Below are 24,168 nucleotides of genomic sequence, written 5' to 3' on the forward strand. Positions count from 1 at the left end.
GTAAAACGATGTCAAATTTGAAAATTGAGGCTGCGCCACCACTGGCACCGGAGTACCTCACCGAGATCCGAAAAATTCCGACGACACTCTCCCCGGAGAGCTTTGAAGCGTCGCTCAGGCTTTGCGCACCGCTCCACTCACACGACGTGGGCGCGCCGTGCGGCACGGTTACTCTAGATTTGCGCTATGGACCCGATGACCGGCATTGTCTGGATTTTTATCGCCCAGTCGATGCGTCTGGGCAAAGCCAGCCGCTCGTGCTTTTCATCCACGGTGGTGGGTTTGTCGCTGGGAACCGCCGCGTACCAGGAACTTATCTTTATTCCAACGTTGCCGCGTGGGCCAATTTTCATGGCTTCGCGGCAGCACTCATGTCGTACCGTTTGGCCCCTACAGCCAAGTGGCCAGCGGGTGCCGAAGATATCGAGCGAGCGATCGATTGGCTGGTCACGAATTCCGGGCGACTCGGCATATCAACCGAGCAGTTGGTCGTCATCGGTCATTCAGCAGGCGCAACGCATCTCGCTTCTTGGCTGTCCGGGCACCATGGTCAAATCCCTGATTCGTCAGCCGTCCGTGGGGCCGTGCTCATTTCAGGTATCTTTGCCCCCTCATTGCTTCCTTTCCAAGGCGCGTTCGCTTATTACGGCGACGATTTAACGCCAAGCCGCTATTCAACAGTCAATGGCATCGAGGCGTCTGAAGCTCCTCTGTTGCTGGTCGCGGCCGAATTCGATCCGCCGGAATTCATTAGCCAATGGAACGCCGTGGTCAGCGCCAGAGCGGCGACACCGGGCGCTAAGACCACGACGTTTCTTGTTCCAAACCAAAATCATTTCACGTCCATCCAGCACCTCGGTGTCCAGGCGGATGACCTGGGCGTTGAGATGGCGAAGTTCGTGCAAAGTTGTGTAAAGCGGCCCGATTGAATTTCCCTGCGCCGCACCCTGGTAGAAACGCCGACTGACGAGGCTGAGTGGCCTACAAGCGTCGGAGTCGATATCGCGACATGGCGCAGCTATGACTGAATAGGTTTGCCTTGAGCTCCGACCGTTGGCCACCGGCCAAGGTTGCCGTTCCTCGTTTCCGGAAAGTTCTGCAGAGCGTGGACGTCCGCAAAGGAGTCCGCCGAGTGCGCTCGCCAGGCGCGCGGTCGTCTCGTTCGGGTCTGAACAATTGAACGTGGATTCACCTCCAGTCCCGGTTGGGCGCCATGCGAGCAGTCCCAATCGCATGTCCGGCGAGTTCGATCCGCTGCGGGCGATGGCTGCGCGGCCGCCACGTGTCACCCCGCTACGCTCGAACATTCTGCGTCACATGGGCAGTCCCGCATCAATCCCATTGCGGCGCTAGCTGGGCACGCCTGACGGCACCGCGCTTTGAAGGGGAAAACCCTACGTGATGTGGCATTTACTTTTTGTTGTGAATCGTGATTTACTTCTATCCAACGGACCTGCCAGCCTCATGGCCGTTAAGCGCAGAGCAATGCTCAGGAGAGGCCCCCTCAGGGGACACCACGTCATCGGATTGGCGTCCAAAGGGACCCCCCTGACGCGCCATGCCGCTGTCCGATTTTGGGTTTGTCCGCACCGGGACCAGCAACGGCAACGAAACAAAGGGAACGAAGAAGTGATCGATTACGAACTAGACAAGGATGGCATCGCACACATCATCTGGAACAACCCGGACGGTCCTGTGAACGTCAAGACCCCGGCGGCCATAGATGCATTCGCACGCGCCGTCGACCGCGCCATCGCCGATGATGCAGTGAAAGGGGCATTGATCCGGTCGGCAAAGCGCGACTATGTCGCGGGAGGCGACCTGATGGCGCTTTACGCAACCCAGACGCCGCAGGAAGCTGAGGCCATGGTGGCTCCGATCGGCGCGTGCCTACGCGGAATCGAGCGCTCATCCAAGCCGTTCGTTGCAGTCATCACGGGCGCGGCGCTTGGAGGAGGGCTCGAAGTTGCGCTTGCCTGCCACCGAAGAGTGGCCAGCGACGACGCGCGGGTGAAGCTCGGCTGTCCGGAAGTCAATCTTGGGCTGATCCCGGGTGCCGGTGGCACCCAACGGTTGCCGCGGCTCATTGGAATCGCGCCCGCGACAAAGATGTTGCTTGATGGGAAGCCCATAGGCGTGAAGGAGGCACTTGGCTGCGGCCTCGTGGATGAGATTGTTCCCGCGGACCAGGCATTGGATGCCGCCCGCAGGTGGGTGCTTGATCACCCGTCAGCACAGCAAGCGTGGGATCGCGAGGGGTTCCAGTACCCGGGATTCCAGCCGCACTCGGCCGAAGGCCAAGCGTTCTTCGCCAAAGCGTTCACGGAGCGGCAGCGCAAATCGCCTCCGGAAGATGTCGCGCCCCACGCCGTCCTGGAGGTGCTGCGGGAGGGATTGGCTGTCGACATCGATGCAGGGCTCGCGATCGAAGCCCGCCGTTTCGGGACGGTGGCAACCTCGGCCTCCGCTAAAAATCGCATTCGTACACAGTTCATCGCAACGGGCGCGGTCAAGAAAGCAGGCCAATCCGGAGCCGGTGCGGCGACGTTTACGCCAACGCGCATCGGGGTCGTTGGCGCCGGGACAATGGGAGGCGGCATCGCTCTGGTGTGCGCCAGATCCGGAATAGAGACCGTGCTCATCGACCGCACAGACGAAGAGGTGCGCAAGGGACTGGATCGCATCGCGAAGACGCTGGACGCTGCCGTGGCGCGACAACTGATGGGGCAGGGCCAACGCGACCAGGCGCTCTCCCGCATCGAAGCCACGACTGACTTCGGGCGCCTCGAGGGATGCCAGGCAGTCGTTGAGGCAGTAGCGGAGATCGCGGAAGTGAAGAGCGAGGTGTTCAGGAAGATCTTCGACGCGGCGGGCCCGAACGTCCTCGTGGCGAGCAATACCTCGACGCTATCGATCACGAAGATGGCCGAGACGGTTCAGACACCTGGAAACTTCATCGGCTTGCACTTCTTCGCCCCGGTGGACCGGATGGCGCTCGTGGAAGTCATCATGGGCAGTCAGACGAGCGATGAGTCGCTCGCTCGCTCGACGTCCCTGCTGAGGTTGCTCGGCAAGACGCCTGTCGTGGTCAATGATGGGCCAGGCTTCTATACATCACGGGTGGTAGCGGCCTACTCCCGCGAAGCGCTGCAGATGCTGGGCGAAGGTATCTCGCCGGAATTGATCGACAAAGCGGCGGCGATGGCCGGATTCCCCATCGGACCTTTGGCCATGGGCGACCTCACTTCCTACGATCTCCTGAAGGACATCTTGACCAGCCTTGCGAAGGCCGGACGAGGCACGGCCGTGCAGTCCCAGCCGGCGCTGGATGTGATTGATCGGTTGCTGCGGGCTGGACGAGTTGGACGCAAGGGTGCCGGGGGCGTCTACAGCTATGGGCCCACGGGCAAGACCGTGTGGGACGAACTCCCGTCTCATTTCCCGCAACTGCAGCAACAACCTGAAGTGAGCGTGGTGATGGAGCGACTGCTGAACATGCAGTCTATCGAAACCACGCACGTGGTCGCCGAAGGCATCGCGAGCGATCCGCTCGCACTGGATCTCGGTGCGGTGCTCGGGTGGAGCTATCCCGCATTCCGAGGTGGCGTGCTGGCGCATATCGACCAGGTGGGGCTTCGCCAATTCGTGAAACGCAGTGATGAGATGGCGACGGAACTCGGCCCTCGCTACGTCGTTCCCGCACTCCTGCGCGAGATGGCCGCATCGGGCGCTTCATTTCACGCCTCGCACTAATCGGTTTTATCGGAAACAGGAGAAATAACTTGCCAGTCGTACAACTCAAGGCGGCCCGCGACTCCAGTACGAGCCAAGTCTATGTGCCGCCCCGCAGCCTCGTTGCTGACGGCTCCCTGCGGGAGCCGGAGCTGATCGAAGTTGCCGCGCAGGGGCTGTTGTATAGCGCCACCACCTTCAACGGCCAGGCCTATGGGATCGTGGATCTCGACTGCGGCGCTCGTATCCAGGCCCTTCTTGCGGAAGGCACCGATCGTATCGGGGATCGCGTGATCGCGAAAACCAGCGACACCAACAATGAGACGAGATTCTCCCATGAATGACGTTTTGATCGCAGGCGTAGGCATGGTCCCGTTCGGCAATCACGGACCTGGCGTTGGCGTGAAGCTCGGGCGCGATGCTGCTCTCGCGGCATTGCAAGATGCCCATTTGACCTACGCCGACATTGACGCCGTGGTTGTCGGTACAGCGCATCCCTTGTCGCCGCGAGGAATCTTTGTCGCTAAAGAACTCGGGCTAACGGGCGTGCCAGTCCAGCACGTCACCAATGCGTCCGCCACCGGTTTGTCGGCGATGCACTGCGCTCGGCAGGCAATCCTCTCGGGCGACGCACGACGGGTGCTCGTCGTGGGCATGGACTCGCCGCAGAAGGCGGTGCCGGTGGAGGACATCATCGTGGCTGAAGGGAACTTGCCACCGGTCGTTTCGTTCGCGCTCTGGGCCAAACGTCGCATGCATGAATCGGGCACCACGCGCGAGCATCTTGCCGCCATCACGGCAAAGAATTGGAACTATGCGCGGGAGAACCCTTTCGCTGCCCGCCGCGCTCCCGAGCCGGTCACGATCGAGCGGGTGCTAGGCAGCCGCATGATTGCTGATCCGTTCACGTCGATGATGTGCACGCCATGGGGAGAAGGTGCGGCCGCGGCCGTGCTGTGCAGCGACGACGGTTGGCCGGTGGGCGCGACGCAACCCCGGATACGTCTGGCCGGCAGCGCATTCGGAAGCGACGCGTACTCCCCTGAATTAATCCTCGAGGGCGCGATTGTGGGTCCGCCGGAACTTTCGCAGCGAACCGCGGCCCAGGCGTTGACTCAGGCGTCAGTGAAACGCTCCGATGTGGACGTCGTGCAGGTGCACGATGCATTCGCCGTGGAGGAACTGATGTACTACGAGCTCCTCGGTTTCTCCGAACCGGGTCCGACGGAAGCGTTAGTCGGCGAAGGGGCATTCGGACCCGGTTCGCGGGAGCGCTTTGGCCTGCCGGAGTTTTCAACCGACGGTGGACTGCTTGCGCGTGGTCATCCGGGTGGACCGACGGGCCTCGCACAGATTTGGGAAACAGTGCGGCGCCTGCGCGGCAAGGACCGTGTAGGCATGTGCCATCTGCTTGGAGCCGGCTCCGTCTGCGTGGTCCAGGTGCTGGTGCGCGACTAAGCATTTAGGTGCGGTCAGTAGCCGGCATAAAAGCCGTTCTAGCCATCATGAGTTAAAAGCACAAATTGGATCGCAGCTACGGCAATAGGGTGTCGATCGACGGAAATGAAGGAGGGAATGATGGCTAGTACAGAAAAATCGCTGCGTTGGATGGTCGAAAATTGGCTCGCGCCGAATCGGGCTATGGCGGTTCGAGTCATCGAATTCAGGCACTTCCGCTCACATCGGGGGTGCTATGTACGCGTAGAGGCACTTCGATCGACGGGCTCGGTTGCAATGTTTTTCTTTCGCCACCGTGACGGCACATGGAACGTATTCCCGCCTAATCCCGAACGGCCTGCGATGGGTGTTTACTTGCGCGCAGCGTGATTGCGGTACATGCGATGGAGACAAACTTTGCCAAGCATAGATGGAAGACCTGAGGCGGGCGTAGTAAGCGGAATTGCAGTCCCGATCTCGACGAGTCGCGTTGGTCGTTTTCAGGCCATTGTCGTTCTGATATGTGTCCTCGTAAATGCGGTCGACGGATACGACATATTGGTGATGTCCTTCGCCGCTCCGGCTATTGCAAAGGCGTGGTCATTGTCCGGTAGCCAGCTTGGGATGGCCTTTAGCGCGGGCTTGTTCGGCATTTTGGTCGGCACTGTCGTACTTTCGCCGTGGTCGGACCGGTTCGGGCGCCGCCCACTGGTAATCGGCTCGCTTATCCTTGTTTCGGTCGGGATGGTCCTTTCCGCGCTCGCGCCAACTTTGATAATTTTTTTGATGACGCGCGCGCTCACTGGAGTCGGCGTTGGAGGGTTGCTCTCGAGCACCGCCGTGCTAGTGGCGGAGTATGCGCCGGATCGGCACAGGAGTAGCGCAATTAGCCTTCTCGGTGTCGGTTACTCAATCGGTGCGATGGCCGGCGGCCTTGTTGCGCGATGGTTGCTGGAAACCTTCGGCTGGCGATCCAGTTTCCTTGCAGGCGCCTGCTTGTCAGCGTTCATGCTGGCACTGGTTGCCGTATTCCTGCCGGAATCCGTGGATTTCCTTCTGGCCCGAAGACCGAATAGAGCGCTCCGGCAGCTTAACCGCATTCTGCGCCGCATGAAGTGCCATGAAATATCGACGCTTCCTCCGTGCGTCGCAACAGTGATGAAAAGTAGGCCAGGCGTCGGGCGATTGCTTGATCGGAAGTACCGCACCAGGACTCTCCTTACCTGGAGCACGTTTTTTCTGCATCTGATGGGTCTTTACTTTCTTCTGAGCTGGACACCGAAGCTTTTGGCCGTGTCGACATCGACGCAATCCGTGGCAGTCCACGCAGGCGTTGCGTTGAACATTGGAGGAATTGTGGGAAGCCTGGCATTCAGTGTCCTCGCTCCATTTTTCAATCTGAGGAAGCTCACGGTCTTTCTGTTTGGGATAACCGCTATCGCGATGGTCTTATTCGGAAAGGGTGTGACAAATCCCGCGCTGGTTCTGCCTCTTGCTATTGCGGTAGGAATGCTTTCGTTTGGAGCGCTGGCAGGCATTTACTCGCTAGCACCGACTGCATATGAGACTGAGTGCAGGGGGACAGGAGTGGGATGGGCTCTGGGCATGGGACGCATCGGTGCCATGATCTCGCCGTTTGCCGCTGGCGTGCTGCTCGACACCGGGAGTGGCGGTCACGCGCTCTACACTGTTTTTGCCGTTCCCTTTGCGCTCGCCGCGGTGGCGGTTTTTATGCTCGGTAGATCCGGTCTTCAAATAGCAATGAAACAAGAAATCAGTCCCGGCTAGAGGGCTCGATTCGATTTTCGCGTCTTGGACCATTCGCGGCCGCATGGTTGCGAGCGGCCCGTGCATAAAAGCAAGACAGATACAGGGTAAATCCTTGGTAAATCTCAATTTACTTTTTGCCTTGGGCGTGGCTTACTTTAGCCAGTGGCACATGGCCGGATCAAGGCGGCGCCGACCGCCGGCAAAGCTTGCCTTCAACAAGGAGACAGACATGGATTTTCGAAACAAGGGTTCGTTAGGTGCTGTGACTGCCGCGTTGGTAGCGGCACTGCTCAGTTCGCATGCCATGGCCCAGAAACGCTACGACAGAGGGGCGAGCGACACTGAAATCAAGATCGGGCAGACATGGGCGCTCAGCGGCCCGGTCGCATCGGAGGCCTACGAAACGAAAGTGCAGGCCGCGTATTTCGAGCGCCTGAACGAGAAAGGCGGTATCAACGGGCGGAAAATCCGGTTCATCACATTGGACGATGGCTACAGCCCGCCGCGAACCATGGAGCAGACGAGAAAGCTGGTAGAGGAGGATGGCGTTCTGTTCATTGCCCTGCCTTTTGGGTCGCCGACCAATGCGGCGACTCAGCGTTACCTCAATTCTGCCAAGGTGCCCCAGATCCTTGTAACCAGCGGAGGGTCTCGATTCGTTGACGCGAAGAGCTCGCCCTGGACGACCGCCGCATTGCCGGCTTATCAACGGGAAGGCGCCGTCTATGGGCGCTACATTGCCCAGCTGGCGGCAGACCCGGCTTCCTCCTTGCACGCTCCGAAGGTGGGAATCCTCTATCAAAACGATGATTTTGGCCGGGATTTCCTTAAAGGCGTGAAAGCAGGCATGGGCGCCAAAGCCGCCTCGCTGATCGTAAAAGAAGTGAGCTACGAGCCCACTGATCCAACGCTCGACTCACAATTGATTTCGCTGAAGGCATCCGGCGCTAACGTCTTTATGAACTTCACCACGGGACGCGCAACGAGCCTGTCCATCCGCAGAGCATATGAAATCGGCTGGACGCCGCTGGAGATCCTCGACTCGCCCTGGGCATCGATCGAAGCCGTACTGAAACCCGTTGGCCTCGAAAAGTCTACAGGGATCATCACGGCGAGTTACTTCAAGGAGCCGAGCGATCCTGCGTACTCCAACGAAGCCAGCATGGTGCAATTCGTCGAGTTCATGAAGAAGTATGTGCCGGACGTGGATCCCCGGTCCAGGAATGCGGCCATCGCCTATTTTGATGCCTCGCTTCTGGCCAGAATCATCGAGCAATCCGGCGACGACCTCACTCGTGCCAACATCATCAAGCAGGCTACCAGTTTGAACAAAGTAGCCAGTCCCTTCTTGCTGCCTGGGATCACGGTGAACGTCAGCGATTCGGATCGCGATCCCATCAAGCAGTTCCAGATTGTTCGCTTTGATGGGACCAAATGGGTGCCGCAAGGCGCGCTTCTTTCGAATTGAAATACCGCGGTGTATGGATTCTGAAGAATTATCACGACCACAGCACAGTCGAACTCGACGCAGAGATCGGCCAAAAGGTGCCAAGCGTTCTTGGAGGGGCGGTGATGAGTGCTGAAAACGCGGCGGCGATTGTCTCTTCCCAACCTCTTCTGCGCATCAGGGATGTCAGCGTCCGATTCGGAGGCGTCGTCGCACTCGACAAAGTCTCCTTCGACGTCGAAGCCGGACAAATTTGCGGACTCATCGGGCCGAACGGCGCAGGCAAGAGCACGCTGTTCAACTGCTTGTCGAGACTGTATGACTGCAACGAGGGGAGCATCGAAGTCGGGGGCTTGTCCACGCTTTCGAGGCCCACGCACGAGATGGCGCACATGGGCATCGGTCGCACGTTCCAAAACCTTGCGCTCTTCAAGTCCATGTCTGTGCGTGAGAACGTCCTGCTCGGCGTGCATGGCCGGGTGCAACCGCATTTCTTGGCAAGTGCTTTGCGATTTCGTTCTGAACGCGTTGTCGAAGCGGACCATCAGCGGCGCGCGCAGGAAGTCATCGATAGCCTAGGGCTGGCGGCCGTCGCGGAGCGCACAGTGTCGGAGCTGCCCTTTGGCACACAGAAGAGGGTGGAGATGGCGAGGGCTCTCATAGCGCGTCCGCGCTTACTTCTGCTTGATGAGCCCGCGTGCGGTTTGAATCACGAGGAAGTCGAGGCGCTCGGGGTGCTGCTGCAAGATGTACGGCAGCGGTTCAAGCTGGCCGTGCTTCTCGTCGAACACCACATGGGCTTGGTAATGTCAATTTCCGACAAGGTGATCGCATTGAATTTCGGCCGCAAGATTGCTGAAGGCACCCCGGAAGCGGTACGCAATGATGGTCACGTTATCGCGGCCTACCTGGGCACGTCAGCGGAGCATTCCTATGTTGCTTGATGTGAATCAGCTCGCGGCCAAGTACGGCGCAACAAGCGTGCTCCATGGTATTGATCTTCAGGTGGATAACGGCGAGATCTGCACTCTGCTTGGTGCCAATGGAGCGGGCAAAACAACCACCTTGCGCGCCTTGTGCCAACTGATGGTCAAGACGGAAGGCACGGTGACTTTTGCCGGGCAAAGAATTGATGGCTATGCAACCGAGCGAATCGCAAGGGCAGGAGTGGCTCATGTTCCAGATGGAAGAGGAACTTTCCTTGGATTGACCACCGAAGAAAACCTGCTACTTGGCGCAAGTTCTCGGGGCGGGGTGCGTGCCATCGCTTCCGATATCGAGAGGATGTACGGCTACTTTCCACGCCTTAGAGAACGCCGCAAGCAGCAGGCCGGCACGCTCTCCGGCGGCGAGCAGCAAATGCTTGCGATTGGGCGGGCGCTAATGGGGCGCCCAAAACTGTTAATGCTGGATGAACCCTCTTTCGGTCTGGCCCCTCTGGTCGTTCAGGACATCTTCAACATCATGCGGCGGATCAACAGGGAGGAGGGCATGGCGATCTTGTTGATCGAACAGAACGCCAACATCGCGCTGGATCTAGCGCACCGCGCTTACCTGATTGAACAAGGCCGCATCGTCATGAGCGGCAAAGCGGACGACCTGCGTAAGAACGAGCGCATTCGTCAAGCCTATCTAGGGGACTGAGAATGGAAGCATTTGGCCAACAGCTTCTCGCTGGAGTAGGCACAGGCAGCATCTATGCGATCGTCGCGCTCGCGCTCGCAGTGATCTACCAAGCGACCCATCACGTGAACTTCGCTCAGGGGGAAATGGCGATGTTCTCGACGTATCTCGCATGGGTATTGATCCAAGCGGGCGTTCCGTACTGGGCCGCGTTCCTCGTGACTGTTGCAATTTCCTTCGTCATGGGGGCAGTGTTGGAGTTGGTCGTGATTCGACCTCTTCGTGACGCCCCGGATCTGTCCATGGTGGTGGTATTCATCGGCCTGCTGGTGACCTTCCACGGCATGGCCGGCTGGCTCTTCGGCTATGACAGCCACGACTTCCCCAGTCCTTTCGCCAACCTGCCATGGGCATTTCCACAACTGTTGTCGGCGCATCAGGCAGGCTCGATCGCGGTGACATTCTTCTTGGTCGCCTTGTTATTCGCCTTTTTTTACAGGACGAGCCTCGGATTGAAAATGCGTGCGGTTGCTCAGAATCGCGTTTCCTCTCAGTTGGTCGGCATTTCTGTCGGCAAGATGCTAATGCTAGGGTGGGGCCTCGCAGGAGCGATTGGCGCTGTATCGGGCTTGATGGTGGCGCCGATGGTTTTCTTGGACCCGTCCATGATGATGGGCGCGGTTCTCTATGCATTCGCCGGCGCCTTGTTGGGCGGGATCGGCAATCCCGCCGGCGCCGTTGTTGGAGGATTTCTGGTCGGAATTGCTGAGAATCTGTTGGGGACCTATGTAGTTGGCACCGATCTAAAGCTATCGATAGCGCTGTTGCTGATCGTGGTCGTTCTGATTTTTGCGCCGGACGGCCTGTTTGGCCGCCGGGTCGTCACGAGGGTTTGATGATGAGTAATTTCCTCAATCGTCCATATACCGCACAGCGCGCCGTGGGCATTCCCTTCCGGCTTTGCTGGGCAGGATTGCTCGCGGTCGCAGCGGGCGTGCTCTTTCTCGGCAACGGGTATCAGCTTTTTCAAGCGACGATGCTGCTGGCGTATGCGGTTTCTCTACTCGGCCTAAACCTGCTTACCGGCTACAACGGGCAAATCTCCCTCGGACATGGAGCATTCTTTGGCATGGGTGCTTACACGGTTGCGATTCTCATGGATCGATTTGGTCTGCCGTACTGGGTAGTGGTGCCGCTGGCCGGAATCGTCTCGCTGGTCATTGGTTACGCATTTGCTTGGCCAGCCCTCAAGCTCGATGGAATCTACTTGGCGTTAGCCACTTTTGGCCTTGGCGTGGCTACTCCGCAGCTCTTGAAGTGCCGCCTACTCGAACAATGGACAGGCGGTGTTCAAGGCATTGCAGTGATTAAGCCAGAGGTGCCAGCGGGGTTGCCTTTGTCGCAGGATCAGTGGCTGTTTCTGTATGCGGTTTTGATCTGCGCGATCGTGTTCTGGATGGCCAACAACCTTCTTCGGGGGGCCGCCGGTCGCTCCATGCGCGCGATCCGTGACCATGCGCTTGCGGCGGAGGCAACGGGCCTTAACATAACGAGCCTCAAAACGAAGACCTTTGCCTTGTCCGCCGCTTATACGGGCGTGGGCGGCGCCATCTCAGCATTGGCCGTCCAGTTCGTGGCTCCCGATTCGTTCTCCATGTTTCTGTCAATCACGCTCCTGGTCGGGATTGTCGTGGGAGGTGTCGGAACGCTGTGGGGCGCCGCTTTCGGCGCGGTCTTCGTTATGGTGATACCTGCTTTTTCGGAGAGCGTTTCCAAGTCAGCCCCTTGGGTCGTGTATGGGGTGCTGCTGATCGTTTCTGTCTATGTTCTTCCGGGTGGCATCGCGGCCTTGGGCAACCGCTATCGCCTGATGCGGTCGCAGCGCTAATGGCCGTGCGCCCAGTCCAACGAAGACAAGGAGAAAGTGACATGAAGAAGACAAAAGCAGACGGTTTGGCAGCGTCGGCAATCCGCGTCGCACTCGCTCAATCCAGCGTGTCACGCTGCGGATCGATTCGTCCTGACTGTGAGGGCGTTGCGCGATGATGCCGACGGATCGCACACCAGAGAGCGGCCTGCCCGGCGCTCTCTTTGACTTGGCCGGCAGGAAAGTCGTCGTGACCGGTGCGGCATCCGGCTTGGGCCGTGTTTTTGCCGAAGCACTTTCCCAATCTGGTGCAGCGGTGGCTTGGGTCGATCGCGAGGCGGAGGAACTCGCGGCCTGCGAGCACGTAGGGGCCGACGATTGCCGCGTCGTAGCCGATCTTGGCGACGAAGCGGGCGTTTCACAGATGGCGGAAAAAGTCCTTGCCTGGTGTGACGGAAAGCTAGGCGTGCTCATCAACAACGCTGGCATCGCAACTCGGCCCGGGCGTTTGCTCGACGTCCAGGTGAAGGACTGGGATCGTGTCTTCGCGATCAACTTGCGCGGCGCCTTCCTGGTTACGCAGGCATTGCTGCCGGCGTTGATTCAGAGCGGTCGCGGTTCAGTGGTGAACGTCAGTTCCTATCTCGGCACCGTCGGCGTCTACCCAGGCTTCGCAGTCACCGCGATTCCCTATGCGGCATCGAAAGCCGGACTGATTGGCTTTACGCGACAGCTCGCAATCGAGTACGCGGCCGAGCAAGTGCGGGCGAACGCGATCGCGCCGGGCTGGCATAGTGGCACGCGCCTCGGACGTGAGCGCGACATGACGGGCGGCGCCGCGGCCGTCGCGCAGATGGACGCCTTTGTCGAGCGGGAGGTGCCGCTCGGCTATAGAGGTAGGCCGGCTGACCTCGTGGGCCTCGTCATTTATCTTGCGAGCGATGCCTCGAGCTATGTCACGGGTCAAGTGTTTGTTCATGACGGCGGCATAACCGCACGCTAACCCGGTGAGGCAAGTCAGGCAGGCAAGTCTGTGAGGCAAGCCGCTGGCTCTGCCGGGGGACTCGCCATTGTTTGACCTATGCGACGGTCATGGCAAATGCCGAGGTTGACGTCGAAGCGCTCATCATTCCGCTTTCGCTGAACGGCATCGTCGGCTCAGTGCAGAACTTACGTCCCGCGGTTGAGTTCGCGGTTCAGCGCGGTCATTTCGTCGGTGCTCGGGAAAGCGGGGTACGCGCCGATTCGATCCATGAGCGCTTGGAGGTTCTGCGGCGCACGGGCCTTGTCCGCTGCCGCCAACGCTTTGCGCAGGTCATGCGCCGTCAGCGAGGTGCAATAAGCCGGCGTACCCGGCTGCTGGCGCCAGGAGTCGGCAAGGCTTCCCGCATCGACCGGCTCGAACCCGGTTTCGTCCACCAGCGTCTGCGCGATCGCCTTGGCGGCCGCGTCATCGCCAGCAACCGGTACGGCGATGCGATCGGGTGCGCCGCGCGGTTTTCCCGCGTCCGCAAGCACGCCGGCCAGAATGGCGTTAAACGTTTTCACGACCGGGCGGCCGAACTGGGCGCTAGACCAGACGCTCTCGGGCGTGCCGTCGTCGACTTCGGCGATATGGCCGTCGCGTACGGGATAATAGTTCGACGTGTCGATGACGACCACATCCGCCGGCACATCGGCGAACAGGCCGGCGAGTTCCGGGTTGTTCTTGAAAGGAATGGAAAGGACTACGACGTCGACGTCCTTGACCGCTTGGGCCGGGGTGACCGGTTCCGCGCCCACCTTTTGGGCCAACTGGCGAAGTTCGTCGGGGGTGTGGGTTGAGGCCAGCTTGACGATGTGCCCGTTCGCGGAAAATTTTTGCGCGAGCGTTGCGCCGATGTTGCCTGCGCCGATGATGCCTATTTTCATGTTCGTCTCTCCTAACTGTCGCGAGTGTCGGCTGCAAGCCAACGAGGGTGAAGTTGATCGCAGCCGAGGTGAGGCTGTGTCCGCTACGTCAGACGGCCTTACGGGAGCCGATGATCGCCTTGGTCTCCAAGTATTCGCCGAAGGCAACCTCGCCCCATTCGCGTCCGTTGCCCGATTGCTTGTATCCGCCAAACGGCGCCGCAAAGTCCATGTCGGCATAGTTCAGCGTGACTTGGCCGGCGCGCAGCCGGCGCGCAACGCGCTCGGCCTGGACCGGCTCGCCCTGGATGTAAGCCGCCAGTCCAAAAACAGTGTCGTTGGCGATGGCGATGGCGTCGGCTTCATCGGCATAACCGATGATGGAGAGAACCGGACCGAAGATCTCCTGCTGTGCGATCGCCATATCGTTCTTCACATTGGCGAAAACGGTGGGGCGAACATAGAAGCCCGTTTCCAGTCCCTCGGGACGGCCAAGACCGCCGGTGACGAGCGTCGCGCCTTCCTCGATGCCGGATTGGATCAGGCGCTGGATCTTGTTCCACTGCGCCTCAGATACGACCGGTCCCATCTTGGCACCGCTAGCCGGATGCCCCACGTTCCACTGCTCGGCTGCGGCCCTGGCAAGCTCGGAGGCCTCCGCCATCCGCTCGGCCGGAACCAACATCCGCGTGGGCGCACCGCAGGATTGACCGCTATTGATCATGACGCCCGCGACGCCCGCCGCCACAGCAGATGCCAGATCAGCGCTGGGCAGGAGGATGTTGGGCGACTTGCCGCCCAGTTCCTGATGCACGCGCTTCACCGTCTGGGCTGCATTGCGCGCCACCTGGATGCCGGCCGGCGTGGATCCGGTGAACGAGACGAGATCGACATCGGGATGCGCGGTCAGGGCATTACCCACGCCTGCTCCATCGCCTTGCACCAGGTTGAACACGCCCGCAGGCGTCTGAGCCTCGTGCATGATCTCGGCGAAGATCGTCGCCGAATAGGGGGAGATTTCCGACGGCTTCACGACCATCGTGCAACCGGTCGCCAGCGCCGCGGCGACCTTGCAGGCGATCTGGTTGAGCGGCCAGTTCCAAGGGGTGATGAGCGCACAGACTCCGATCGGCTCACGCACGATGTGTGCAGTGCCGTGGGGGCCCTCGAAGCTATAACCGGCGAGCGCAGTGCGGCCGATCTGGAGGTGGCCGAGGCCGACGGGCACCTGATACTGCTCTGCAAGCCAAAGCGGCGCGCCCATCTCCTGCGAAACGGCTTGGGCCAGATCACCGGCACGTCGTTGGTAGGCGGCGATGACACGGTCGAAGAGTGCAAGACGGTCCACGACCGAAGTCAGCGAGAACGTCTCGAACGCAGCTCGAGCTGCGGTCACCGCTCGGTCCACGTCGCGGGCGTCGCCGATCGCGACTTGGCCGGAGACAGATTCATCCGCCGGGTTGATGACATCAAGCACGGTGTCGCCGGCAGGCTCAACCCACGATCCGTTGATATAGAACTGAAGATTGTTGCGCATATCTGGGCTCTCCATCGTCGTCAAAGGAGGCCAAGGTATATGCCGTAGACCTAGACGTCAATTAGGCACCTGGAGTAGCGCTGGTAGGCTTGAGGATACCGGGTGCCATGGGCCAACCCGTTCGGCAGCAGTCTCCCGGTCGCCCTCACAGGCCTTGGTCGATAGTTCCTGCAGATCACTCGTCAAGCAAACTGCCGAAGTCCTGATCCTTCCGCCAACAGGCTCCCACCGGCCGCCGCGTCGAATGCCTGACGCGCGGCCTCGACCTCGGAAAACTTGACGAGCGTCCACTCATGCAGTGCCCGCAATGGCGGCTGCAACGTGCGCCCAAGAGGCGTGATCTGATACTGCACCGCCACCGGAGACAGCGAAACGACCGTCCTCGAGATCAGGCCGTTGCGCTCCAGCCGGCGAAGACTTTGAGTGAGCGCCTTCTGCGTGACGCCTTGGAGGCGCCGCCGGATGGCGTTGAAACGCTGCGGCCCGTCGTCCAGCACGGCCAGAACCATCATCGACCACTTGTCCGCGATCTGGTCGAAGAGTGCGCGGCTGGGACAGTCAGACGAAAAGCATTTCAGTTCGGGAACGGGCATCGTGGTTTCCTTCGATAGACCTAGGCGACTTCAGGTGCCTAATTGACGGCAAGTATCAAACATATACCATGAGGCCACTGTTTGCAACGGAGCCTCTTCAATGTCTCACCCTGATACCAGCACCCTGTTTCGTCCCTTCTCGATCCGCTCGCTCAACCTGAAGAACCGGATCGTCATGGCCCCGATGACGCGGCTCTTTGCCCCCGAGGGCGTGCCTGGCGACGCCAATGCCGCCTATTACCGGCGCCGCGCGGAGGGGCGCGTGGGCCTTATTCTGTCCGAAGGGACGGTCGTTGACCGTCCTGCATCACGCAACGACGGCGGCATTCCCTTGTTTCACGGCGAGGCCGCGCTAGCCGGTTGGAAAGACGTGATCGATGCCGTTCACGACGCGGGCGGACGTATGGCGCCCCAAATCTGGCACACCGGTTCCACCCGTTACATCAACAACTGGGAGCCTGATGCGCCGGTCGAGAGCCCATCCGGGCTAATCGAGCCCGGCGACCCTCGCGGCGTGGCTATGACCGAAGAGGACATCGCGGATACGGTCGCCGCCTTCGCCAAGGCGGCAAGAGACGCCAAAGCGCTCGGCTTCGACGCGGTAGAGATCCATGGCGCCCATGGCTATCTGATCGACCAGTTTTTTTGGTCGGGGACCAACCAGCGGACCGATCGCTATGGCGGGCCGACGGTCAGGGAGCGGTCCCGCTTCGCAAGTGAGATTGTCGCTGCCGTGCGAGACGCCGTCGGTCCGGATTTCCCGATCATCATGCGGTTCAGTCAGTGGAAGCAGCAGGATTTGAGCGTGCGCGTCGCCGAGACCCCGGCGATCATGGAGGACTGGCTACTGCCGCTGGTTGAAGCCGGCGTCGATCTCCTGCACTGCTCGCAGCGACGCTTCTGGGAACCCGAGTTTCCTGAGATCGATGGCGAAAATGGGCTAAATTTTGCCGGCTGGGCCAAGAAGGTGACGGGTGCCGCGACGATCAGCGTCGGATCGGTCGGGCTTGAAAAGGATTTCGCCACCGCCTTTTCCGGCGAGGGATCGACTCCTGCGAGCCTGGACCGTCTCATTGAGCGAATGGAACGCGACGAGTTCGATCTGATCGCCGTTGGCCGGGCCATTCTCAACGACCCAAGCTGGGTCAAAAAGGTTGAACACGGCGAATACGGCGCACTAAAAGGGTTCGACGCGCAAGCGCTCGCCGAATTGATCTGATGGCGAGTTCGAGGACGGGAACATTCTTCGAGCCCGTCCTCGTCGTTATTCGAACTTCACCGTTTCATATGGATGATGGAAATGACCAACCTTTTGGACTACACGGATAAAGTTGCGTTGATCACCGGTGGCGCTACGGGGATCGGACAAGCGACCGCGAAAGCGTTCGCCGCCCAAGGCGCGAAGGTCGTGATCGGAGACGTCAACGAGGGCGCGACCGAAACCGTCGCGCAGATCAAGCGGGCTGGCGGTGAGGCCTTGTTCGTGCGGACCGACGTAAGCGATCCTGCTTCAGTCGAAGCCCTCGTCAAGGCCACGGTCGACACCTACGGCCGCCTCGACTGCGCGTTCAACAACGCCGGCATCCTGCCGACAGCCACCCCCCTCGCCGAAATGTCGGTCGAGGACTTCGACAAGGTCATCTCAATCGACTTGCGGGGCGTGTTTCTCTGCCTCAAGTACCAGATTGCGCACATGCTGAAGGCGGGGGGCGGCTCGATCGTCAACACCGCCTCAGTGGCCGGGCTGATCGCCGGCCGGAACACGTCTTCCTACGTCGCCGCCAAGCATGGCGTGATCGGTCTTACAAAGGCAGCCGCGCTTGATTATGCCACTCAGGGCATCCGCGTGAATGCCATCGCTCCTGGCCTGGTCGCCACTGCCATGACCCAAGGCTGGTTGGAAGACGCTGAGTTCAGTCAAAGATTGTTGCAGACCATCCCGCTCGCCCGCCCAGCGCAGCCTGAGGAAATGTCTGGCATCGTGCTTTTCCTCAACTCATCCCAAGCGTCGTTCATCACGGGGCAGACCTTCACCGTCGATGGCGGGCAAGTCCCACGCTGATCGCGGTGCCGCCCGTTATCGAGAATCCCGAGGCGTCGATGACTGGGTCGCGGAACTGAACCGCCCGACCAGATAGGTCGAGCGAAACCCGGTTCCGCGATCTCGTTATCGCGAACGCCGGGACCCTTTGCGAATGGTATCGGCAGCCTTCTCTCCAATCATGATAGCGACCGCATTCGTGTTGGTGCTCGGCAGCCTCGGCATCACCGATGCGTCGGCAATGCGAAGACGCGCCACCCCTTTCACGCGAAGTTGCGGATCGACGACGGCATCTGCTCCCGTCCCCATACGGCAGGTTCCCACCGGATGATAGGCCGGGGCCGTCTTCCTGCGAACGAAATCTTCCCACGCCTCATCCGTTGTCGGCACAGAAGGCGGCTGCCGGTTGCCGACCACCAGCGAACGCAGGGCGGCAGTGTTGAAGATTTTGTCGATCAACTTCATACCGTCGACCAAGGTGTCGACGTCGCGCTGATCACCGAGTAGTTGATGCGCGATGTGCGGCCGCTTGTGGGCATCCAGCAAGATACGTCCGCGACTCTCAGGATGACAGACCGTCGCCATGATCATGATCGCCGGCTCCTTTGGGATTGCCGCACTGACGGAAGACACGGTGTCCGGCTCAATGTCATAAGTGAGCGGCAGGAAGTGAAGCTGAACGTCCGGCTCGCTGAGTTCGTCGCGCGTCCGGGCGAGCCCCATGGCCTGAACGGCTGGCGCGGAGAACGGTCCCTTTCGCCTCATCAAAAAGCGCATCATATGGCCGGCCATATGATGCGGGCCAACTTGACTATTCAACGTCGGGACCCGGACGCGTTTGTTCTGACCAACGCACGGATGCTCCTGGAGATGGCGGCCCACGTGCTGGTTATCGTGAACCACCCGAATCCCCTTGGATTGAAGATAATCCCCAGGGCCGATACCGGAGCGCATCAACAGTGCGGGCGTCCCCATGGCGCCGGCGCAAACGATAATCTCGGCCGCCGCATCTGCTCTCATGCGTAATCCGTCACGGATGAGCGTGACACCGACGGCTTGCCCGCCTTCCGTGTGGATTGTCTCCACTTCGGCATTTGTAATGATCTCCAGATTGGGCCGCGTGCGAGTCGGACGCAAATACGCTTTTTCTGTGCTACATCGCCAGCCGTTGCGTTGTGAAGCTTGCGTAAGGAAAGCACCCTCCATCTCGCCGCCGTTATAGTCCGTAAGCATCGGCAAGCCCGCTTCGTTGCAGCCTTCGAGAAAATTCTGGCAAAGCGGATGGAAGTCGCGCATCGGCGATACCGACAGGGGGCCGTTTGCGCCGCGCGCGCGACTGAGCGGTCCCGACCACGTCTCCGAACGCAGAAAATAGGGCATCACGTCTTCGAAGCCCCATCCCGTCGCGCCCGATTCCGCCCAATAGTCGAAATCGCGCTTCGTGCCACGAATGTAGACCTGACCGTTAATCGAACTGCCTCCGCCCAAGAGCTTTCCCGCCGGCCAGAGGAAGCGCCGGCCGTTGATCGAGGGATCGGGTTCCTGGTAGTAGCACCAATCGAATTTCTTGTTTGCCACGAGTTTGGCGAAGCCAATCGGCATCTGCACCAACAAGGATCTTGCCGTTCCCCCCGCTTCGATTAGCAAAACGCGTTTGCCCGGATCTTCCGACAACCGGTTCGCCAGTACGGCGCCAGCGCTCCCGCCACCAACGATGATGTAGTCCGCCTTCATTGCAGTCTTCGTGCCGACCATTCCTTCAGCCTCCTCGTTGTTGTCACAGAACTCTCTTCGAGACAAATCCTGGGGGCTCTCGGCACCACGACGTCGATGAGGACTATACGAGTCCTGGAGACTAAGGCGCGAGAGCCAGATCGTGCTGCGGCATCGCAGTAATTTGCAGGCTCGACCGTTAGGTAGCTATTAAAGGCTATTTGCGGATTTAAGTAAATTCAAATTCACATCTAGTTTACCCGGACCGCGGGGTCGATAAGGCGCACCGAGTTTCTGCTGTGCCGAGGCGAAAAATCGGATATTAGTGGCGCCTCAGCGGTGTATCGCTCAAGCGCGGCACCGCAGGCAATCCCCCTCCTGTCTGCACGGAATCCAGATGGATACCGGGTGAATACTGTGTAAATCACAATTTACCTATAAGGTGAGTCATGGTTTACTTTTCCGGCGCTATTCAAGTTGCCGCACCACAGCGCTCATGCTTTGCCGGTCCTTGATTCGTTGCGCGGCCGCTTCCTTGAACTCTGTCGCGCACATCGGGTGACTAACTACAAAGTACAAAGGAGACTCAGGATGCCCCAGCAACAAAAATCGATGACCGGGCAACGAAAATTTGCGCTCAAGGTGTGTGCCGTGGCGGCTGGCGTTGTTTTTCCTGGCATGGCGCACGCGCAGAGCAGCGTGCACGTGTACGGTATCGTCGACGGCGGTTTGATCTACACCAGCAAGCATTCTCCGGCGCTGGGGTTGCCAAACGAAGGTCGCCAGGTCTCATTTACTGATAGCGGTCTCTCGCCGTCGATTTTCGGCATGCAGGGTATTGGGGATATGGGTGGTGGGCTCGGGGCGGAGTTCAAGCTCGAGAGCGGTTTCAACGTCGCCAACGGCGGCTATAACAATTCGAACGGCAATTTCTTCGGTCGTCAGGCGTACGTCGGGCTGACGAGCCGGTGGGGTAAAGTCGATGCGGGCTTGCAATTCTCCCCGTTCTTCCTTGCCACGTATGACCTCGATCCTCGCGGCCTGTCGCAAACGGGCAGCAGTCAGATCATGTACCTGGACAACGTAATTGCGACCGGTATCCTTACGCCCAATGCCGTGTCGTATACGAGCCCTCGTGTCGATGGCTTCCAGGCCAGTGCGCTGCTTTCGCTCGGCGGTGTGGCGGGCGACTTCAAGAGAATGGCCGGCAGTACTCGGGCAGCCTGAAGTACGACAACGGCACCTTCATGGCGAGCGCCTCGTAACTCAACGCACACGCGAGCACGGGCAGCGCGCTGATAACCCCGATACCGACGCAGTTGCCGGAGTCGTTCCAGGGCATGCAGTTCGGTGCGTCGTATAAGGTCGGCAAACTGACTGCGAAGGTGTCGTTCGTCAACTACAAGGTTGGCGCCGTATCGAACGATGTCTACGGCGCCTGGATGTTCTGGCGTTGCCACAGCTCGATCTCAACGGCGGCGTCTGGTATGAGGATCAGCGCCACGAGTCAACCAACCACTCGTTGCTCGCAGCCCTTGGGGCGTCGTTCTATCTGTCGAGCCGCACCACGCTCTATGGCCCGCAGCGGAAACCGGCTTGTCGGTCAGCGATGCGCTGTGGGGTGCAACGGGAACAACAACGGGTGTAACGGTCGGGATCCGCCACGTCTTCTAAATTGCGACGCAGCGCCGGCCAAAGGGAGGCGAGGCGCTCTCGCATAATGCGCCACCGGGTGTCGTGTTCGCCACGACGAACACCGATCGCCCACCTCGCCGAAATCGCGGAATTGATCGCGCCGCGCGGGCGCATTGCGTTGATCGACGCTCCAACCCTAACCCCCGAGTTCGCCCGGCGGCGAGGCCTTTGCGTTTAGGCGCTTTCTCCGGCGTCAATCGATCCAGGTCACCACTTCGTCGAGTGGAGCACGTCCCGTCCTGAAATTGTTCGCTGCGTGAGCGGTGTCTTCGTAGCCGAAAGAGACGCCCACCACCACGTTTCTATCGTCCGAAATACCCAGATGGGAACGTATGAACTGTGGATAGGAGGCCAACGCTGCTTGCGGCGCAGAGGCTACTCCAAGATCCTGTGCCGCAAGAATGAAGTTCGCCAGGTAGGCGCCGGCGTCGACGGCACCGTACGTCCCGAGACAACGGTGGGTCGTGATGATTGCCACGTGTGGAGCGCCAAAAAAACGGAAGTTCTCCAGCGTTTGACGCGCCGAACCTTCACGATCGCCCTTTTTGACGCCCACGCTTTCATAGAGCCGCCAGCCGCATTCCCGACGGCGATCTCTCAAGACACCTTCATAGGACTGCGGAAATTCAAAGTCGGGCGCAATCGGCTCGTTTTTCTGCGCGAAGCGGGTGTACGCCTCCCGGAACGCATCGGCGGCGTCACCCGACACGATGGTCACCTGCCAGGGCTGCACGTTGCCCCACGAAGGTGATTGCTGCGCCGCTTCCAGGATGGACTCGATTGTGCTGCGCGCGACGGGAGTCGGCAGAAACGCTCTGCAGGTGTGTCGACGAGAAATCAAGTCGTTCAGTGTGTTGGGCGGGTTGGTCATGATGCTGATGATGGCTGTTAAAAGTAAATTGCAATTTACACGCAAACATGGGCCGATGCAACGGAGCTGCCAATGACGATGTGGTAGGGTTTTCCATGGTAATTCCAAATTTACTTTTAAGGAAGGATGGTGAGACAATTCGCTGTGGAAGCGGGCAGGCTCGCGGCAAACACCTTTCGGTTTCGGATGTGCGGCGAGGCTTCGGCCATGAATCCGTCTGCTTATTCCGACTGAGTTCTTCAGTTTTTAGACCATGGAGCGCCATTTATGATGTCGACGGCAGCGCTGCGCAGAGCGGCGAGCATTTGTCCAAAAGGGCTGGCCATTTCCAGTGGTGAGGAACGGCGCACCTGGCCCGAGCTGTTGGGACGAGTCTCAGCGCTGGCTGGCGCCCTGCAAGCTGCGGGGCTCGAGCGCGGTGATCGCGTAGCCACGCTGGCGAGGAATTCTCCTCGCTATTTTGAACTCCTGATGGCGATTTGGTGGGCGGGCGGAGTGATTGTTCCCCTCAACACGCGTTTGGCCTTCGAGGAGCTTCGCCACATCGTGGAGCACTCTGATTCCATGCTGCTGTTCAGCGACGAGTCGTTCGAGGAGTTCGGAACGCGGATGGCTGAGGTTCTGCCGTCTCTAAAAGAATTCGTCTGCTTCGACAACGCGCGGTATGCGGCAATGATCGAACACCCGCGTATCGAGGATGCTTGCGGTGACCTCAATTCGCTAGCCGGGATCTGCTACACAGGGGGGACGACCGGACTGCCCAAGGGCGTGGAGTTGACGCACCTGAACTTCAGCTTCGCCGCGATGAGCCTGCATCGCGAACTCGGGTACAACCAGGACACGGTCTATCTCCATTCGACACCGATGTTCCATTTGGGAGATCTTGCGAACGGGCTGGCTGTGACGCTTGGCGGCGGCACGCACAGCTTCATAGCGCAATTCAAGCCGGAGATTTTCTATCGGCGCCTGCGTGACGATGGTGTCACGCACGTTCAACTCGTCCCAACGATGGTTGCGATGGTCCTGGACGGCCCCGAGCGCGATGATGAGCTTCTATCTCGAGTTCGCTCGATCCAGTACGGTGCTGCTCCAATATCGCAGGCGTTGCTTGCTCGAATGCTGCAGGCCTTTCCCAATGCGCGGATCAACCAGTTCTATGGAATGACCGAGGCATGCGGGGGCATTTGTAGCTTGCCCCCCGACCGGCACGTCTTGAGCGGCCCCAAGGCGGGAAAGCTGAAGTCGGCAGGGCAGGCGTTGCCCGGCTTTGAGATCCGTATTAGGAGCGATCAATCTCGCCCATGCAAGCCGGGGGAAGCGGGCGAGATCCTGCTGCGCGGCCCCGCTATCATGCGCGGTTATTGGAAGGCGCCTGAGAAGACCGCCCAGACGTTTGTCGACGGTTGGCTCTGTTCCGGTGATGCGGGTTATCTAGACGAGGACGGTTTTCTGTTCATCGTTGATCGGATCAAGGACATGATCATCAGTGGTGGCGAGAACATCTATTGCGCCGAAGTCGAGAACGCTTTGGCCTCGCACCCTTTGGTGGAGGCTTGCGCCGTGCTCGGTCTGCCCGATGAGCGCTGGGGAGATCGGGTTCATGCAGCGGTTGTTCCGAAACCTGGCGCGATTTTGAATATCGCGGAACTGGACGCGCATTGCCGGGCGCAGATTGCCGGCTACAAAGTCCCACGCAGTTACGACATCCGCAGCGAGCCGTTACCACTTTCAAGTATCGGCAAAGTTCAAAAGAACCAACTGCGGGAAGAGTGGCTTGCCGCTGAAAAAAGCAGAGCCGGTTAACCGGAAAACCGCGATTGGACCGAGGCTTTTCCACCGAAGTTGCTTTGCACTCAGGCCTTGGTAGGCTGCGGCGTATGACGCGTTGCGGGCGATTGAATCCGCCCGCGCAGTGACGTCCGCGGCCTTCACGGCAGCAAAGCCATCGATGT

The 24,168-nt window shown here is 59.8% G+C and carries 19 protein-coding genes and 1 pseudogene; 15 read left to right on the forward strand and 5 right to left on the reverse strand.

Annotated elements, in window-relative coordinates; translation table 11 throughout:
* The first annotated feature begins 17 nt into the window (after positions 1-17).
* The 11 genes from F6X42_RS26785 to F6X42_RS26835 all read left to right on the forward strand — a co-directional run bounded on the left by F6X42_RS26785 (position 18) and on the right by F6X42_RS26835 (position 12,879).
* Positions 18-929 (forward strand): alpha/beta hydrolase, encoded by a 912-nt coding sequence (locus tag F6X42_RS26785; RefSeq protein WP_187637088.1) that lies wholly within the window; start codon positions 18-20, stop codon positions 927-929.
* 700 nt (positions 930-1,629) lie between these two features.
* Entirely contained in the window at positions 1,630-3,753 is a 2,124-nt protein-coding gene (locus F6X42_RS26790) for a 3-hydroxyacyl-CoA dehydrogenase NAD-binding domain-containing protein (protein ID WP_187637089.1), read from the forward strand.
* Between the two features lie 29 nt (positions 3,754-3,782).
* Complete coding sequence (locus F6X42_RS26795; RefSeq protein ID WP_187637090.1) at positions 3,783-4,076, forward strand: PhlB family protein; 294 nt, start codon at positions 3,783-3,785, stop codon at positions 4,074-4,076.
* Positions 4,069-5,190, forward strand: coding sequence for a thiolase family protein (locus F6X42_RS26800; protein ID WP_187637091.1), 1,122 nt, complete (start codon positions 4,069-4,071; stop codon positions 5,188-5,190). The genes F6X42_RS26795 and F6X42_RS26800 overlap by 8 nt, the downstream gene beginning before the upstream one ends.
* 378 nt (positions 5,191-5,568) lie before the next feature.
* The gene (locus F6X42_RS26805) at positions 5,569-6,957 is read left to right on the forward strand and encodes an MFS transporter (RefSeq protein ID WP_281394046.1); all 1,389 of its coding nucleotides are present in this window, start codon (positions 5,569-5,571) and stop codon (positions 6,955-6,957) included.
* Between the two features lie 211 nt (positions 6,958-7,168).
* Complete coding sequence (locus tag F6X42_RS26810) at positions 7,169-8,407, forward strand: ABC transporter substrate-binding protein (RefSeq protein ID WP_187637093.1); 1,239 nt, start codon at positions 7,169-7,171, stop codon at positions 8,405-8,407.
* Between the two features lie 104 nt (positions 8,408-8,511).
* Positions 8,512-9,330, forward strand: coding sequence for an ABC transporter ATP-binding protein (locus F6X42_RS26815; protein WP_187637134.1), 819 nt, complete (start codon positions 8,512-8,514; stop codon positions 9,328-9,330).
* Positions 9,314-10,030, forward strand: a complete 717-nt coding sequence (locus F6X42_RS26820) for an ABC transporter ATP-binding protein (RefSeq protein ID WP_187637135.1) — start codon at positions 9,314-9,316, stop codon at positions 10,028-10,030. The genes F6X42_RS26815 and F6X42_RS26820 overlap by 17 nt, the downstream gene beginning before the upstream one ends.
* A 2-nt stretch (positions 10,031-10,032) precedes the next feature.
* On the forward strand, positions 10,033-10,905 hold the full coding sequence (locus tag F6X42_RS26825) for a branched-chain amino acid ABC transporter permease (RefSeq protein WP_187637094.1): 873 nt from the start codon (positions 10,033-10,035) through the stop codon (positions 10,903-10,905).
* 2 nt (positions 10,906-10,907) lie between these two features.
* Positions 10,908-11,897 carry a branched-chain amino acid ABC transporter permease gene (locus F6X42_RS26830; RefSeq protein ID WP_187637136.1) on the forward strand — a complete coding sequence of 330 codons (990 nt, stop codon included), beginning with the start codon at positions 10,908-10,910 and terminating at the stop codon, positions 11,895-11,897.
* Positions 11,898-12,051: 154 nt separating this feature from the next.
* The gene (locus F6X42_RS26835) at positions 12,052-12,879 is read left to right on the forward strand and encodes an SDR family NAD(P)-dependent oxidoreductase (RefSeq protein WP_187637095.1); all 828 of its coding nucleotides are present in this window, start codon (positions 12,052-12,054) and stop codon (positions 12,877-12,879) included.
* Positions 12,880-13,046: 167 nt separating this feature from the next.
* Here F6X42_RS26835 and F6X42_RS26840 read toward each other — a convergent pair whose 3' ends face one another.
* The 3 genes from F6X42_RS26840 to F6X42_RS26850 all read right to left on the reverse strand — a co-directional run bounded on the left by F6X42_RS26840 (position 13,047) and on the right by F6X42_RS26850 (position 15,896).
* Entirely contained in the window at positions 13,047-13,991 is a 945-nt protein-coding gene (locus F6X42_RS26840) for an NADPH-dependent F420 reductase (RefSeq protein ID WP_376776434.1), read from the reverse strand.
* Positions 13,876-15,303 carry an aldehyde dehydrogenase family protein gene (locus F6X42_RS26845; protein ID WP_187637097.1) on the reverse strand — a complete coding sequence of 476 codons (1,428 nt, stop codon included), beginning with the start codon at positions 15,301-15,303 and terminating at the stop codon, positions 13,876-13,878. The genes F6X42_RS26840 and F6X42_RS26845 overlap by 116 nt, the downstream gene beginning before the upstream one ends.
* 182 nt (positions 15,304-15,485) lie before the next feature.
* Positions 15,486-15,896: a winged helix-turn-helix transcriptional regulator gene (locus F6X42_RS26850; RefSeq protein ID WP_184011214.1), complete on the reverse strand. Its 411-nt coding sequence runs from the start codon at positions 15,894-15,896 to the stop codon at positions 15,486-15,488.
* A 100-nt stretch (positions 15,897-15,996) separates the two neighbouring features.
* Between F6X42_RS26850 and F6X42_RS26855 the strand changes: the two genes are divergently transcribed.
* Positions 15,997-17,115, forward strand: a complete 1,119-nt coding sequence (locus F6X42_RS26855) for an NADH:flavin oxidoreductase (RefSeq protein WP_187637098.1) — start codon at positions 15,997-15,999, stop codon at positions 17,113-17,115.
* A gap of 81 nt (positions 17,116-17,196) precedes the next feature.
* A complete protein-coding gene (locus F6X42_RS26860; protein WP_187637099.1) occupies positions 17,197-17,958 on the forward strand; it encodes an SDR family NAD(P)-dependent oxidoreductase in 762 nt (253 codons plus the stop codon).
* 105 nt (positions 17,959-18,063) lie between these two features.
* Here F6X42_RS26860 and F6X42_RS26865 read toward each other — a convergent pair whose 3' ends face one another.
* On the reverse strand, positions 18,064-19,692 hold the full coding sequence (locus F6X42_RS26865; protein ID WP_187637100.1) for a GMC family oxidoreductase: 1,629 nt from the start codon (positions 19,690-19,692) through the stop codon (positions 18,064-18,066).
* Between the two features lie 570 nt (positions 19,693-20,262).
* Between F6X42_RS26865 and F6X42_RS46625 the strand changes: the two are divergent.
* A pseudogene (locus F6X42_RS46625) lies at positions 20,263-21,324 on the forward strand (porin).
* A 214-nt stretch (positions 21,325-21,538) separates the two neighbouring features.
* Here the strand turns inward: F6X42_RS46625 and F6X42_RS26875 are convergent.
* Positions 21,539-22,216, reverse strand: coding sequence for a nitroreductase (locus F6X42_RS26875; RefSeq protein WP_187637101.1), 678 nt, complete (start codon positions 22,214-22,216; stop codon positions 21,539-21,541).
* A gap of 267 nt (positions 22,217-22,483) precedes the next feature.
* Between F6X42_RS26875 and F6X42_RS26880 the strand changes: the two genes are divergently transcribed.
* Complete coding sequence (locus F6X42_RS26880) at positions 22,484-24,019, forward strand: class I adenylate-forming enzyme family protein (RefSeq protein ID WP_187637102.1); 1,536 nt, start codon at positions 22,484-22,486, stop codon at positions 24,017-24,019.
* Positions 24,020-24,168: the final 149 nt, after the last annotated feature.

This window comes from Paraburkholderia podalyriae (assembly GCF_014397785.1).
Lineage (GTDB): Bacteria > Pseudomonadota > Gammaproteobacteria > Burkholderiales > Burkholderiaceae > Paraburkholderia > Paraburkholderia podalyriae.